This is a genomic window from Chitinophagaceae bacterium C216, assembly GCA_028485475.2.
In the GTDB taxonomy this organism is placed as follows: domain Bacteria; phylum Bacteroidota; class Bacteroidia; order Chitinophagales; family Chitinophagaceae; genus Niabella; species Niabella composti.
Genome location: CP144143.1, coordinates 346,976 through 361,949 on the forward strand (window position 1 = coordinate 346,976; position 14,974 = coordinate 361,949).

At 40.7% G+C, this 14,974-nt stretch carries 11 protein-coding genes; 9 read left to right on the forward strand and 2 right to left on the reverse strand.

All coding sequences use genetic code 11. The annotated features are described in order from the left end of the window. The first annotated feature begins 35 nt into the window (after positions 1-35). The 3 genes from PIECOFPK_RS01400 (at position 36) to PIECOFPK_RS01410 (ending at position 2,378) form a co-directional block, all read left to right on the forward strand. Positions 36-1,025 carry a hypothetical protein gene (locus PIECOFPK_RS01400; protein WP_330974560.1) on the forward strand — a complete coding sequence of 330 codons (990 nt, stop codon included), beginning with the start codon at positions 36-38 and terminating at the stop codon, positions 1,023-1,025. A 145-nt stretch (positions 1,026-1,170) separates the two neighbouring features. Next, a complete protein-coding gene (gene purQ, locus PIECOFPK_RS01405) occupies positions 1,171-1,884 on the forward strand; it encodes a phosphoribosylformylglycinamidine synthase subunit PurQ (RefSeq protein ID WP_330974561.1) in 714 nt (237 codons plus the stop codon). A 41-nt stretch (positions 1,885-1,925) separates the two neighbouring features. Continuing rightward, entirely contained in the window at positions 1,926-2,378 is a 453-nt protein-coding gene (locus PIECOFPK_RS01410; protein ID WP_330974562.1) for a protein-disulfide reductase DsbD domain-containing protein, read from the forward strand. A gap of 21 nt (positions 2,379-2,399) precedes the next feature. On the opposite strand, the gene PIECOFPK_RS01415 is transcribed toward PIECOFPK_RS01410, so the two are convergent. Together PIECOFPK_RS01415 and PIECOFPK_RS01420 are read right to left on the reverse strand one after the other, a co-directional pair. Then, positions 2,400-2,960: a UbiX family flavin prenyltransferase gene (locus PIECOFPK_RS01415; RefSeq protein WP_330974563.1), complete on the reverse strand. Its 561-nt coding sequence runs from the start codon at positions 2,958-2,960 to the stop codon at positions 2,400-2,402. A 10-nt stretch (positions 2,961-2,970) separates the two neighbouring features. Then, positions 2,971-3,564 (reverse strand): DUF502 domain-containing protein, encoded by a 594-nt coding sequence (locus PIECOFPK_RS01420; RefSeq protein WP_330974564.1) that lies wholly within the window; start codon positions 3,562-3,564, stop codon positions 2,971-2,973. A gap of 178 nt (positions 3,565-3,742) precedes the next feature. On the opposite strand from PIECOFPK_RS01420, the gene PIECOFPK_RS01425 reads away from it, so the two are divergent. From PIECOFPK_RS01425 to PIECOFPK_RS01450, 6 genes are all read left to right on the forward strand, one after another. After that, entirely contained in the window at positions 3,743-4,402 is a 660-nt protein-coding gene (locus tag PIECOFPK_RS01425; RefSeq protein WP_409966343.1) for a TetR/AcrR family transcriptional regulator, read from the forward strand. 11 nt (positions 4,403-4,413) lie between these two features. Then, positions 4,414-5,817 carry a TolC family protein gene (locus tag PIECOFPK_RS01430; RefSeq protein WP_330974566.1) on the forward strand — a complete coding sequence of 468 codons (1,404 nt, stop codon included), beginning with the start codon at positions 4,414-4,416 and terminating at the stop codon, positions 5,815-5,817. A gap of 26 nt (positions 5,818-5,843) precedes the next feature. Then, the gene (locus PIECOFPK_RS01435; RefSeq protein ID WP_330974567.1) at positions 5,844-7,055 is read left to right on the forward strand and encodes an efflux RND transporter periplasmic adaptor subunit; all 1,212 of its coding nucleotides are present in this window, start codon (positions 5,844-5,846) and stop codon (positions 7,053-7,055) included. Between the two features lie 63 nt (positions 7,056-7,118). Beyond that, positions 7,119-10,742, forward strand: a complete 3,624-nt coding sequence (locus tag PIECOFPK_RS01440; protein ID WP_409966344.1) for an efflux RND transporter permease subunit — start codon at positions 7,119-7,121, stop codon at positions 10,740-10,742. Between the two features lie 168 nt (positions 10,743-10,910). Then, positions 10,911-13,553, forward strand: coding sequence for an MGH1-like glycoside hydrolase domain-containing protein (locus PIECOFPK_RS01445; protein WP_330974569.1), 2,643 nt, complete (start codon positions 10,911-10,913; stop codon positions 13,551-13,553). Between the two features lie 102 nt (positions 13,554-13,655). Then, complete coding sequence (locus PIECOFPK_RS01450; protein WP_330974570.1) at positions 13,656-14,930, forward strand: sugar MFS transporter; 1,275 nt, start codon at positions 13,656-13,658, stop codon at positions 14,928-14,930. The last annotated feature ends 44 nt before the right edge of the window (positions 14,931-14,974 follow it).

A 14,974-nucleotide genomic window follows, 5' to 3' on the forward strand; every position in this document is an offset into this window, starting at 1 on the left:
TATATCTACTTTTGCACATAATATCTCAACTAGACATGACAGGCATCTTCAGGCAAAAAGCACCGGGCAATATTATACTGCTTATTATTGTAGGAGTACTACTGAAACTTCCTGTTTTCTTTTCAAGTAAAGGTTTTATCATTAAAGACAGCGATAGCGACCTATATCGCTATCTGGTCTCTTTCATCCAACAAAATTCTGGAGATAGCGCTTTTGTATTTGCATCGTTAGCCTTTATTTTAAATATCCTCATTGCGTTCATTCTAGTAAACTTTACCAATACGGACAGATTCGTAAATAAAGCCAACTATCTGATAGGCATGGCTTATATACTTATTACTTCTTTCCTACCCGCTTTCAATCTTTTTTCATCCAACCTACTGGCATCGGTATTGATGTTACTAACATTTCGATTATTATTCAGATCTTATCATGTAGGCTCCGCCAAAAGTCATATGTTTAATGCCGGCCTATTAATTAGTGTGGCCTCGCTTTTGTTTTTGCCTTCTATTATTTTTCTGTTGTGGGGCTTCATCGCTCTATTAGTATTGCGTCCGTTTCGTATTACAGAATGGATAATACTGTTATTGGGCATCATTATGCCTTATTATTTTTATGCAGCATATCTTTTTCTGACAGATAACTTTAATGTTCCCGAGTATTTCTTCCATTTATCCTTTATTTCTACTAAAATCAGCCTCTCGCTCTGGCATGCAGGTGCATTATTTTTATTACTGGCGCCCTTGCTGGCAGGATTTTATTATGTACAAATCAATGCTGATAAAATGCTCGCTCATATCCGTAAAGGCTGGTATCTTTTCCTATGGTATCTGGTAATAGCAGTGCTCATTGCTCTTTTTGAAGTAGATAACTCTTTTGAAAATATAGTACCTATTCTAGTACCTGTTGCTGCATTTCACGGATATGGCTATCTAAATACAGAAGTGAAGCAATTTCCTCTTATTGCTTTCTGGGTTACCGCCGCCTTTATCATTGCTGCTCAACTTTATAGCCAAATCTGGTAAAAAAATACCGTCGATAGCTATCTGCGTTTGTTTGTGACGCGAAACGCTGTTACCTTTGTACATATTTCCGAAATGGCAACGTCATTTCCCCTTTTAAGGAGATGCATATTACGTTCCATTCTAAAAACCGACAAAAGTTATACGAATGAAATTTGGAGTAGTTGTTTTTCCGGGTTCCAATTGCGACAGAGATATGCAGGATGCCTTATCTGTTGATCTTCAACAGGAAGTAATCATGCTTTGGCATAAAAGCGAAGATCTGAGCGCCTTTACTAAAGACGATTGTATCGTACTCCCTGGAGGATTTTCTTACGGAGACTATTTGCGTTGTGGTGCCATTGCCCGGTTCAGCCCCATTATGCAGAAGGTAATAGAATTTGCCCATGCAGGTGGAAAAGTATTGGGTGTCTGTAATGGATTTCAGATTCTTTGCGAATCCGGACTGCTTCCAGGAGCGTTATTACGCAACGAAAAACAAAAATTCATCTGTAAAAACCTATATCTCAAGCCTGATGGTTTCTACAAAGAAACTATTATGGGCGATGAGGCGGTATATCAAGAGGTATATAAAATACCCATCGCGCATGGCGAAGGACGCTATCATGCCGATGAAAAAGTATTGGATGAGCTAGAAGCCAATGGCCAGATTATTTTCCGTTATTGCAACGAAAAAGGTGAAGTAGTTCCCGAAGCAAACCCCAACGGTTCTGTAAGAAATATTGCAGGCATTTGCAATAAAAACCGTAACGTATTTGGCATGATGCCGCACCCAGAAAGAGCCTGCAGTGCCGCATTGGGTAATGAAGATGGGAAAAAAATTCTTACTTCCTTACTAATGGCCGCGCAACCTGTACTCTAAAAAATGTATCTGTAATACGGATATATTAATTTTTTTGAACAATGAAAAACATTTTACTGGCAATAGTCGCTGTATTCACATTGACAGCCACTTATGCGCAACTTAAACCTGTTAGCTGGAAATTTTCAAGCAAGAAAATTTCTGACAAGGAATATGAAATACACATGACCGCAACCATAAAAAACGGCTGGCATTTGTATTCACAAACACAACCTAAGGGTGCTATAGCTATCCCTACCAAGTTTGTTTTTGTAAACAATCCGCTGGTGGTGTTGAAGGGCAATGTGGCTGAAGTAGGTAAACTGGAAAAATATCAAGATCCAATATTGAAAGTAACCGCTAACCAATACTCCAACAGCGTCACCTTTGTACAAAAAGTCACTCTGAAGGCACCTGCCAAAACCAATGTTTCAGGCAATGTTACCTTCCAGACCTGTGATGACAAGCAGTGCTTACCTCCGGAAAAAGTTTCCTTTAATGTGAGTTTGGGTTAACGCACGGAGCTTTGCTCTGTCTTATTTCCCCCATCTGAAGCTTTTGATATCAAAACCTGCTAGGTCTAATACACGATCTGTAACCGTAGCCGCTAGTTCATCAATAGTTCTAGGTAGGCTATAATAAGAAGGTGTTGCAGGACATATAATACCTCCGGCTAAAGTTACTAGCTCCATATTTTTAATGTGAACGAGGCTGTAGGGTGTTTCCCGTACTACACAAATGAGTTTTCTACGCTCTTTAAGTACCACATCTGCAGCCCGTGTAATAAGATCGTTCGATATTCCATGAGCAATACGACCTAGTGCTCCCATAGAGCAGGGTGCGATAATCATGGTATCATATTGGCCACTTCCCGATGCAAATGGAGCCGTGAAATCATTTTTATGAAAATAGGTTACACCGGCCTGCTCCACAAAATCTTCTCCCATCTCCACTTTCCATACCTCCTTAGCATTATCCGTAACTACTACGGACAGGTCTTGCCATTGTTCTCGTATGCTCAGCAGCTTGCCGATGATTTGAGCAGCATAAATAGATCCGCTGGCTCCGGTTATCGCTAATACAATTTTTCTCTTCATAATACACGATTTAGCTTTCTGCCACACCTCCGGTAACGGTATATTTCATCGCCTCTCCGGCTGTCAAATTTTCGATAGGTCGTATGCGCTCCTTTGGCAGAATATACAATTGTCCCGCAAAGTTATAGGCCTGCGGTACATATACCCCTACCATATCCTGCCCCATATTGAACTTTTCCATATCCTCATCGGTGAGAAAACCGATAATCCATACATCATTATTAAACACATTAACAAGTACAGCTTTGGTAAACTTCTTTTTTTCGCCACCAAATGCCTGAAAAAAATCTTTTATGGCTTTGTATATAAGACTGATCCCGGGCGTACGTTCCAGCCAGTGATCAAAAAAATTGATCACGCTACCCATAATGAAATAGCTGCTCATCCACCCTATGAGAATGATAAAAGCAATAATGAGGATAAAACCAACTCCTGGAGTGGTAAATACGGCCGGCCTTAACAGACCGTCGACCCAGTCGAATACTATATAAAGTATATAGGCCGTAATCGCCACGGGAGCCAAAATAACCAGCCCCTGAATGAAATAACGAAACAGTTTTTTCAACAAAGTGTCTTTTGACGGTTGCTTTCTATAGTTTGCCATATATGCAAGATAGCACATCTTATCATGATACTTAAATGTGACTAAGTAATAGAAAATTGCCATTCACGGGAAAATATCTACCGTTCACCTAAAATATTTCCTCCTTCGCCTTAAAGTAATTTAGTTTCGCAATCGTCATTAATAGAGGTTGTACATTATAGAATTACCGTGGGAAACTTTGGCAACTAGAAAAGTTTCCATAGTTTCGCGCCTCAATATGGTAATGATCATTGACAATAAGGCAAGAATAAGAGAAGCGGCTTGCGATCTCTTTATGCAGCTGGGTATGCGTCGTGTAAGCATGGATGACATTGCGCAAGCCTTGGGAATGAGTAAAAAAACGCTTTATCTATATTATGCTGATAAAGAAAGCCTGGTGGAAGACACCGTTGATATGCTACTGAAAAACAGTAGTGTCGCTTGTGAAAATTGCCGCAAACTGGCCGAAAATGCAATACATGAATGCTTTCTGGTTACAGCAGTCCTCACAGAAAGTATGGTACGAATAAACCCGGTATTGATTTTCGATATCCAGCGATACTATCCGGCAGCACAGAAAAAAATTGAAAAATTTAGAAAAGAGTATCTGTACAAATTCTTTAAAACAGGTATTGAAACAGGAATTAGGCAGGAGTTATTTAAGAAAGATATTAATCCCAGCCTTATTAGTTGGTTTCGGATTGAAACACTCAGCCTGCAGTTTCAACAACAATTTGTACAGGACATAGACATGGATGTTATCTCTCTACAAAAAGAATTATCTCTATTCTTTTTGCACGGACTTGCAACACCCAAAGGAATTAAGTTGATAGAGAAATATAAAAAACCAAAGATTTAAAACCCTTACTGATGAAAAAAGCTAAATGGGCCTTGATAGCGTTTTTGCTATTTGCACTTGCAGAAACGAACCAGGCGCAGACGGTTCACCGGTTCTCACTGGAGGAGGCACTGGCTTACGCCGAAAAAAATAATGTACAGGTAAAAAATGCCTTACTGGATATCGATCTCCAGCAACAAGTGAACAGAGAAGTAACCGGAATGGCATATCCCCAGATCAGCGCAAATGGCAATATCACCTACAATCCCAATGTTGCCGTGCAGCGCTTTCCAAACTTCTTTGCACCCGCCATCATCGGTGTACTGAAAGAATTGGATGTACGCGATGGAAGTGGTCAACCCATTGATGAAGATCCCAATGCCGATTATGGATTTATCGATGCACAGTTTGGCACCAAGTGGACTTCCAATGCAGGCGTATCACTGAGTCAGATCTTATTCGACGGACAGGTATTTACAGGCCTACAAGCGCGCAAAACGTTGATCGATTATAAGCAAAAGGCAGCCGAAGTTACTTTCGAACAAATCAAGCTGAATATAACTAAGATATACTACCAGCTTATACTTAGCAAAACGCAAATTGCATTATTGGATTCCAATCTGGCCTTGCTAGAAAAAAATAAGCATGATACTAAAATCATGTACGACAACGGTTTTGCTGAAAAACTTGATATAGATCGGCTGGATGTACAAATCACTAATCTGAAATCCCAACGCGCTCAAATCGTTAACAGTGTTAACAACGGCTATTTAGGACTGAAAATGCTCATTGGTATGCCCATGCAAGATCAGCTATATCTTACCGATACGCTGACCGATGATAGCATCAGAGACGGAGTATTGGAAGCCATGTCATTCGACTACGCTGAGAGAAAAGATTTTCAGAGTGCATTGCTGGGAGAAAAACTCAATCAATACGACATTCAACGCTATCAGTACAGTAAAATTCCTACTCTTAGCTTATCTGGAAACTATATGAAAATGGCGATGGAAAATACGCTGAAAAGAACCATGAACGGCATGTGGTTTACAGCAAGCTCAATTGCCCTCAATCTACATGTGCCTCTTTTTACTGGTTTTGCTACCAATGCCAAAATCGCACAGGCAAGAATACGTTTAAGGCAAACTCAAAACCAGATCGAAGCTTTAAAGCTAACCATAGATCAAGAACGAGAATCTGCTATCAATACTTTTAAATCTGCCATTGCCGATATGGATTATCAGAAACAAAATATGCTGCTGGCAGAAAAAGTATATCAGCAAACAAAAAAGAAATATGAAGTAGGAACTGGTAGTCAGCTGGAGATTGATAATGCACGTATTCAGTTGCAAACCGCACAGACAAATTATTATAACGCATTATATAACGCAGTTATTGCAAAAGTTGACTTCCTGAAAGCATCCGGCAAACTTTAACCTTATAACAAACTAAAACCCGTTTTATGCAACATATAATAAAACTAACCGTAATTGGAGTAAGCACAGCCCTTCTCGTTTCATGCGGAGGAGGCAAAAAGGAGAAAAACAGCGAGCTCAATGATAAAAAAGTTCAGCTTGAAAAACTGAAACTTGAGCAAAAGAAAATAACGGATCAAATCAACAAACTACATGATGAGATTGCAGCTCTGGACTCTACATTTGAAAAAGCCAAACTGGTAACAATAGAAAAAATAGGTGCAGATGCCTTTGATCATTATATCGATCTTCAAGGCCGTATCGATGCACAGAAAAGCGCATACGTAGCGCCCCGTAATGGGCAAGGAGGTATTGTTCGTGCTATTTATGTCAAAGAGGGTGACAGAGTTCGCAAAGGTCAAACACTCTTGAAGCTGGACGATGCCGTGGCCCGTCAGCAAGTTGCTGCTGCGGAACAACAAGTAGCTACCGTAAAATCACAACTGGAACTAGCCCGCACAACCTATCAGCGTCAAAAAAACCTGTGGGATAACAACATCGGCGCCGAAATGCAGGTAATTCAGGCTAAGGCTACAGTGGATCAGCTCACCGCCCAACTGAAAGCAGCGGAAGCACAAGCAAGTGCCGCCAGAGAGCAATTGAGCTTTACTAACGTTACTGCAGATATCGATGGAATCATTGATCAGCTGAACGTACGTGTGGGCGAACTTTTTACAGGAGTGAGCGCTTCAGGTCCTCAAGTATCTATTGTAAACACATCTGCATTGCGTTTGCTGGTAAATGTTCCTGAGAATTATCTGGGTCGCATTAAAGAAGGAACCCCCATTACTGTAACCTTACCGGAATCTAATAATAAACAAATCAAAACAAAAGCAACCGTTGTAAGCAAGATGATTGATCCTGCAACAAGAAGCTTTTATGTAGAGGCCTCTATTCCTGCTGATCCTGCTATTCGAGCTAATCAGATTGCGAAGGTGCAAATACTAGATTACAGTAAGAACGATGCCGTTACGATTCCCGTAAATACGCTTCAAACCGACCAGAATGGAAAATTTGTACTGGTAGCGGTTTCGGAAAACAACAAACTGGTAGTGCGTAAGAAACGTGTGGTTCCAGGAGAATTATATGGTGACAGATTGGAAATCAAATCAGGACTTGAAGTAGGTGATCAGTTGATAACCGAAGGCTTTCAAAGCCTGTATGAAGGTCAAAAAATCACTACTTCTCCCTTACAATAACACATTAAGACTGCTTGGCAGTCATTCTGAGAAAACTAAAGTCAAAACTTCAAACAACCTCGTATGAGTGTTCTGGAAAATTTCAACGAAAAGTTTAAAGAGTTTAAGCCAACGTCGTGGGCGGTGAAAAACCGCACCACGGTGTATCTGCTTATTCTTTTTGTATCCATATTTGGTGCTACCACTTTTGTAACCTTGCCTAAGGAAAGCTTTCCCGATGTGGTAATACCTACTGTATACATCTCCACTATATACGTGGGTAACTCTCCCAGAGATATGGAGAATCTGGTAACCCAACCTATCGAAAAACAGATAAAGGGTATTACCGGAGTAAAAGTGAGTAAGGTAACCAGTACTTCCGTTCAAGACTTCTCGGCAATTCAGGTAGAATTTGGTACGGATGTAAAAATTGATGTGGCCTTGCAGAAGGTGAAGGATGCGATTGATAAGGCCAAACAGGACCTACCTACCGATCTTACACAGGAACCCACGGCACTTGAAGTAAGCCTTTCTGAAATTCCCATCATGTATGTGAACCTGAGCGGGGACTATGATGGTGTACGCTTGAAAGAATATGCGGACAAACTAAAAGATAAATTGGAAGAACTTCCGCAAATTACCCGTGTTGACATGGTGGGTGCCCCCGAAAGAGAATTTCAGGTAAATGTAGATAATGCCCGCATGCAGGCGGCCGGAGTTACCTTCGATGATATTGCTAATGCCATCCGCTATGAAAATATGGACATTAGTGGTGGTCTGCTCGAAGTGGGCAACATGAAACGCACGCTCCAATTAAAGGGGCAGTTTAAGAATGCCTTTGATATTGAACAAGTCATTCTGCGTAATACCAATGGGCAGCCTATATATTTGAAAGATATTGCCACCATCAAGGATACTATCAAAGAAACAGAAAGCTACGCGCGTCTTAACGGGAAAAACGTTGTAACGCTCAACATTGTAAAACGTAGTGGTGAAAACCTTATCGAAACCAGCGATGCCGTTAAGCAGCTCGCTGAAGAGATGAAAGAGGAAGTCTTCCCCAAAGATTTGAATGTTGTGATCACAGGTGATCAGAGTATTTCCACACGCACCTCGTTTAACGATTTGGTAAACTCTATTGTAATCGGGTTTATTCTGGTTCTGATTATTTTGATGTTCTTTATGGGGCTGACCAATGCGTTCTTCGTAGCGCTGAGCGTACCGCTGAGTATGTTCGTAGCCTTTATGTTCATTCCGTTGGGTGAAGTAATAATTGGAAGCAACATCACGCTAAACTTTATGGTGTTGTTTGCACTACTCTTTGGACTGGGTATTATTGTGGATGACGCTATTGTGGTGATAGAAAATACCCACCGCATATTTGTAGAAGCCAAAGGAGCCATCAATTCTCAAACAGCAGCGATGATGGCCGCCGGAGAAGTGTTTGTTCCGGTACTTGCTGGTACGCTTACTACTTTAGCACCTTTCTTTCCGCTGTTGTTCTGGCCGGGTATTATCGGTAAGTTCATGGTATATCTGCCGCTGATGCTCATATTTACATTGGCTGCATCATTATTGGTAGCCTTTATCATGAACCCAGTATTTGCGGTGGACTTCATGAATCATCCGGAAGATCATACGGTCAAAAAGAAATCTCACGTATTTCGCTCCAAGTCATTTATAGCAATGATAGCCATTGGAGTTTTCTTTGATCTGTTAGGATTTTTGGCAGGACCCAATGGTAGTTTCTTGTTCTTCATCGGTAATATATCGCTCTTCCTAGCCATCCTTACGGTGCTCAACACCTATTTCTTTAACGACTGGGTACATAGATTCCAGAACCGTGTATTACCTTGGATCATGAACCATTATGAGTCGTTATTAAAGTGGGCGGTTAATGGCTGGCGTCCTGTATGGCTGTTGCTAGGAGCTTTTGGATTGCTCGTCTTTTCATTTATAATATTCGGAATATCTTCGGCAGTGGGCAGAACCCAGGTAGTGTTCTTCCCCGAATCCGATCCTAACTATATATATGTGTATCTGAAGTTGCCTACCGGTACGGATGTGGAATATACAGATTCCATTACGCGATATCTGGAAAGCAAAGTGAATGAAGCTTTGGATATCGATTACGCCAACAATAAAACTAATCCTATTGTTGAAAGTGTAATTGCAAACGTAGCCGTAGGTGCCGCAGACCCCAATAGTGGTGATAGAAGTACGCGAAGCGAGTTGGGTCGTATACAAGTATCCTTTGTGGAATACGAAAAACGACATGGCCAGAGCACGGCTCCTTATCTGGATAAGATTCGTGCAGCCATTAAAAATATACCCGGTGCAGAGATTTCTGTAGAGCAAGAACAAAATGGCCCGCCCACTGAACCACCGATTAATATTGAAGTGGCCAGTGAGCAATTTGATGATATGATCAAAACTGCAGTGGACCTTAAAAACTATCTGGATAGTATTCAGATTCCAGGGGTAGAAGAATTGAAGATGAATGTGGATCTAGCCAGCCCGGAAATTAGTCTTACCGTAAATAGAGAAAGGGCTTTAAGAGAAGGTGTTTCTTCTGCGCAGATTGGTATGCATCTACGTACTGCCTTATTCGGTAACGAAGCCAGTAAAATAAAAGATGGTGAAGACGAGTACAAAATCTATATCCGTAGTGATGAGCTGCAAAGAAAAAGTCTCACCGATCTTTTAAATATGAATATTACATTTAGAGATATGGCTACCGGTCAGGTAAAGAGCGTACCCATCAGCTCTTTGGTGAATGTAGATTATACCAATACCCTAGGTAGCGTGCAGCGCAAAAATCAGAAACGGGTGATTACTTTAAGAAGTAATGTGCTTTCAGGATATACTCCCACTGCAGTAAACGCACAAATCGCCAAAGCGATACAAGGATTTAGAATAACTGGAGATGATGTCACCATTAAACAAACCGGTGAAGGGGAACAACAAGCAGAAACAGGAGCTTTCCTCACCAAGGCTTTGTTAATCGCGCTGGGACTGATTTTACTGGTACTGGTATGGCAGTTCAACTCCATGAGTAAGCCAATTATTATTCTTACAGAGATTGTTTTCAGTATTATTGGTGTACTCTTAGGATTTACCCTTACAGGACTCACAGTATCCGTAGTAATGACCGGTGTTGGTATCTTAGGTCTGGCTGGTATTGTTATCAAAAACGGTATCCTTGTAATCGAATTCGCCGATGAACTACGCGCAAGAGGATTGAAAACAAGAGAAGCCGTTATCCAAGCCGGTAAAACCCGTATTATTCCGGTATTGCTTACAGCGATGGCCGCCATACTGGCATTGATACCTTTGGCAGTAGGCTTCAATATTAACTTCTATACATTATTCTCCGAACTTAATCCGAGAATCTTCTTCGGTGGAGATAATGTAACCTTCTGGAAACCGCTATCATGGACTATAATCTTCGGATTACTGTTTGCGTTCTTCATGACCTTGTTCATGGTACCAAGTATGTATTTGATTGCAGAAAGGCTAAAACGCCCCATGCGCAAGCAATACGGAGGAAAGTGGATTTCGTTCTTGGGTATTCCACCTTTTATACTACTATTCATTCCATTGATGATTAGAACCATGTGGATACAAAAAAGAAAAGTAGCCTCTAGAAGGAAAAGATTATCTCAGGATCCCAATGTAAACGAAGCCTTTATCGGCAGCTGGTTATAATTATTTCATCATCGTTTTATTGAAGAGGCCCACGTGGCCTCTTTTTTATTTACTGCTACTTGCTCACTTATTCCGGCATTAAATACATAAATTACTTTGGATTAGCATTAGTTTTTATATTATTGTGCCACCGTTATTCATCTAAAAGGATTAAAATAAGTTTTTCGAATGAATATTGAGTATATGACGGAAGAGCACAAAAGACTGTCCGAAAACGCTAAAAAGCCTGTACCTCTTGAAAAATGGGGACCCTATGTAAGTGATCGTCAATGGGGAACTGTTCGTGAAGATTATAGCCCATATGGTGATAGCTGGGGGTATTTCCCTTTCGACCATGCACACTTTCGCACTTATATATGGGGAGAAGATGGACTGGCGGGTATTTCAGACTATTTTCAAAATTTGTGTTTTGCCGTTGCGTTGTGGAATGGGAAAGATGAAATTCTAAAAGAAAGATTATTTGGATTAGGTAACTACGAAGGTAATCATGGCGAAGACGTAAAAGAGCTGTATTATCATTTGGATAATCTTCCAACGCACTACTACATGCAGTTCTTATACAAATATCCCCAACAAGCCTTTCCTTACGACTTACTGAGGGAGGAAAACAAAAAGCGTAGCAAACATGATCCCGAATACGAAATCTTAGATACAGGAATCTTCAACGATAATCAATATTTTGATGTATATGTCACCTATGCCAAAAATAATAGCACCGATATTGCCATAAGAATTAGTATTACTAATCGCTATAAAGAAGCTGCTCCCATCACGGTATTACCTACTTTATGGTTTTATAACAGATGGGCACCCCATGGTAGTTTAAAAACAAAGCCTAATCTTTCCCCTGCAGGAACCAATACCATTTACGCAACCCATCCACGATTAGGGAATTACTACTTCTACTACCAAGATGCACAGGATGCCCTCTTCACCGATAATGAAACAAACATGATGAAGCTGCAGGGATCGCCTAATGAAAGTATTTTTACCAAAGATGCTTTTCATGAAGCCATCATCAATGGCCTGCATATAAACGAGCTGCGTGAACGCAAATCAGGAACCAAGTTTGCTCCTGTTTATAGATATACTGTAGGCGCCGGAGAGACAATTCACATACATTGCAGACTATCGGAGCAATATATTGAAACACCTTTTGATGATCACTTCTACCATCTCTTTGAGATAAGAAAACGTGAAGCTGATGATTTTTACGCAGCAGTTTTGCCTAAAAACATTTCTCAAGAGCTGTTAAATATTCAGCGTCAGGCATTGGCCGGCTTATTATGGAGCAAACAATACTATCATTACGATATAGAAAAATGGTTGTCGAAGTCGGATGGCATTACCCCTATTACTCCTGAGCGACAACATGGTAGAAACAGTGAATGGAAACATCTGAAAAATCAGGACATCATTTCTATGCCCGATAAATGGGAATATCCTTGGTATGCAGCATGGGATCAGAGTTTTCAGTGCATAGCCATGGCAACCATTGATCCTGTATTTGCCAAAAACCAACTGTTGTTACTCATGCGCGAATGGTATATGAAGCCTGATGGGCAATTACCTTCTTATGAGTGGAACTTCAGCGATGTAAATCCTCCAGTACAAGCATGGGCCGCCATGGAGATTTATGAAATAGAAAAAAGAAGAAGAGGTAAAGGCGACATCGATTTTCTTAAAAAAGTATTCCATAAACTGCTTATCAACTTCACTTGGTGGATTAACAGAAAAGATCTTAAAGGGGATAATATTTTTGAAGGTGGATTCTTGGGGTTGGACAACATTGGAGTATTCAATCGGAGCATTCATGATAAGGGCGAAATACAACTAGAGCAAGCTGATGGTACAAGCTGGATGGGGGTATACGCCTTAAGTATGATGGATATGGCTCTCGAAATAGCCATGGTAGATTCCAGCTTTGAAGATGCCGCAACAAAATTCTTCGAACACTTTATTTTAATAGCAGAAGCTTTAAATGAGCATAGGCTTTGGAGCGAAGAAGATCAGTTCTTTTACGATGTACTTTGTATGCGCGATGCACCCCCGCAACCATTACGTATTCAATCGATAGTAGGACTTACATCTTTGTATGCCGTATCTACCATCAAAAAAGAAGTATTCGAAAAGCTTCCTGATTTTGCCAAGCGATTTGCATGGTACAAAAAGTATCGTTTAAAAAATAATCGTTTCTGGCCCAAAGAGGAATTGGGCGATCGAGAAGAGTTGTTGTTTTCCTTGGTACAACCCGACCGGCTGAAAGCATTACTTGAAAAACTATTGGATGAAGATGGATTTCTGTCACCTGGAGGTATTAGGGCATTATCCAAGTACCATGAGCAACATCCGTATTCGGTAACCATACATAATCAAGTACATTCCATTCAATATGATCCCGGCGATTCTACTTCGGATATGTTTGGAGGCAACTCCAACTGGCGGGGCCCGGTGTGGATACCTATCAACTTTATCATCATCCGGTCATTAAGAAGACTCGGAAAATTCTATCACGATTCATTACTAGTAGAATATCCTGTAGGTTCGGGTAATCACATTAATCTCTTCCAGGTATCTACAGAACTCGCCAAACGTGTTATCAGTTTGTTTGAAAAAGATGAGGAAGGAAACAGGCCCATTTATGGACCATATAACTGGTTCTATAAACAGCCCGGCAACGAAGCACTCATCTTATTTTATGAGTACTTTCACGGAGATACCGGGCGGGGCTTGGGAGCCAGTCATCAAACGGGCTGGACAGCTTTAGTAGCAGAGCTGATTAATGAACTGGCTGAAGAAGACGCAGGATAGTTGCGCAACCGTTTGTCTATTTTATGGCTACATCAATTAGTTACAGTATTTTTATTACTGTTTATAACTAATCGGACAAATTACTAAACCAATTATTTCTATATGACAGAAGTTGCAACAACTGCCGGCAAGGAAAAAAGCTACTTAATTCCCACCCTTATCATTGGAGCCCTGTTTTTCGTATTTGGTTTTGTTACCTGGGTAAATGCCACCCTGATCCCTTATCTGCAACAAGCCTGTGAGCTTACGCCAGATCAGGCTGTACTGGTAACATTTGCCACCTATATTGCTTATGCCGTGATGGCCTTCCCATCTTCATGGGTGTTGGGAAAAACTGGATTTAAAAAAGGGATGATTATAGGCTTGCTGATAATGGCCGTAGGTGCTTTAGTATTTATTCCGGCTGCATACAGTCGTACATTCGGTACGTTTCTTACAGGATTATTCATTATAGGTATCGGGCTTGCGTTACTACAAACTGCGGTAAATCCTTATATCACCATACTAGGGCCTATTGAGAGCGCGGCTAAACGTATTAGTGTAATGGGTGTATGTAATAAAGCCGCAGGAGCCATTGCGCCCTTGATCATGGGTGCAGTTCTACTTAACGGTATGGAAAAATATGAAAACGCAAGTAGTCTTCCTATAGATCAAAAAAATCTGTTGCTGGATGAGCTAGCTTCAAAAATCGTAACACCTTATATCATTATTGCAGCATGCTTTGTAGCGTTGGCTATCGCTATCAGGTTTTCTTCGCTGCCCGACATCAAGAACGAAGCAGAAACCAATCCTACCCATGCAGGAGAAGATAGACCCAGCATATTTTCTTACCCTTATTTGTGGTTAGGTTTTGCATCAATATTCCTGTATGTCGGTGCAGAAGTAATAGCCGGCGATATTATTCAATTGTATGGTAAGGAAGGATTGGGCATGCCTGTAGATGTTATTAAGCACTTTACCACTTACACTATGATCGGTATGCTTGTAGGGTATATCCTAGGTATCATGCTCATCCCCAAAGTTATTTCTCAGAATACGGCTCTAAAAATCGCCGCTTTTCTCGGCATACTGTTTTCTTTGGGAGTAATATTCCTGCCGGGAAAATATTCAATATTGTGTTTAGCCCTTTTAGGATTTGCCAATGCTCCTATGTGGCCTGCTATCTGGCCCCTATCCATCGATGGCTTAGGTAAATACTTAAAAACAGGCTCTGCCTTATTGATAGTAGGTATTGCGGGTGGGGCTATCATTCCAAAATTATGGGCCAATATTAGTACTAGTGTAGGAATGCAACAAGCTTTCTGGATACTAATACCCTGTTATGCATTCATTCTTTTCTTCGCTGTAAAAGGAAATAAAATCGGTAAAACCGTGTAAGGAAAAATACTGATCCCTTCTTTTGAAACAAAAAACACAAGGCT

What these genes read in the sequence shown, in the direction of transcription:
- PIECOFPK_RS01400 (WP_330974560.1), top strand. Translation starts at nt 36, where the DNA reads ATGACAGGCATCTTCAGGCAAAAAGCACCGGGCAATATTATACTGCTT.
- PIECOFPK_RS01450 (WP_330974570.1), top strand. Translation starts at nt 13,656, where the DNA reads ATGACAGAAGTTGCAACAACTGCCGGCAAGGAAAAAAGCTACTTAATT.
- PIECOFPK_RS01445 (WP_330974569.1), top strand. Translation starts at nt 10,911, where the DNA reads ATGAATATTGAGTATATGACGGAAGAGCACAAAAGACTGTCCGAAAAC.
- PIECOFPK_RS01430 (WP_330974566.1), top strand. Translation starts at nt 4,414, where the DNA reads ATGAAAAAAGCTAAATGGGCCTTGATAGCGTTTTTGCTATTTGCACTT.
- PIECOFPK_RS01410 (WP_330974562.1), top strand. Translation starts at nt 1,926, where the DNA reads ATGAAAAACATTTTACTGGCAATAGTCGCTGTATTCACATTGACAGCC.
- purQ (WP_330974561.1), top strand. Translation starts at nt 1,171, where the DNA reads ATGAAATTTGGAGTAGTTGTTTTTCCGGGTTCCAATTGCGACAGAGAT.
- PIECOFPK_RS01435 (WP_330974567.1), top strand. Translation starts at nt 5,844, where the DNA reads ATGCAACATATAATAAAACTAACCGTAATTGGAGTAAGCACAGCCCTT.
- PIECOFPK_RS01440 (WP_409966344.1), top strand. Translation starts at nt 7,119, where the DNA reads ATGAGTGTTCTGGAAAATTTCAACGAAAAGTTTAAAGAGTTTAAGCCA.
- PIECOFPK_RS01420 (WP_330974564.1), bottom strand. Translation starts at nt 3,564, where the DNA reads ATGGCAAACTATAGAAAGCAACCGTCAAAAGACACTTTGTTGAAAAAA.
- PIECOFPK_RS01415 (WP_330974563.1), bottom strand. Translation starts at nt 2,960, where the DNA reads ATGAAGAGAAAAATTGTATTAGCGATAACCGGAGCCAGCGGATCTATT.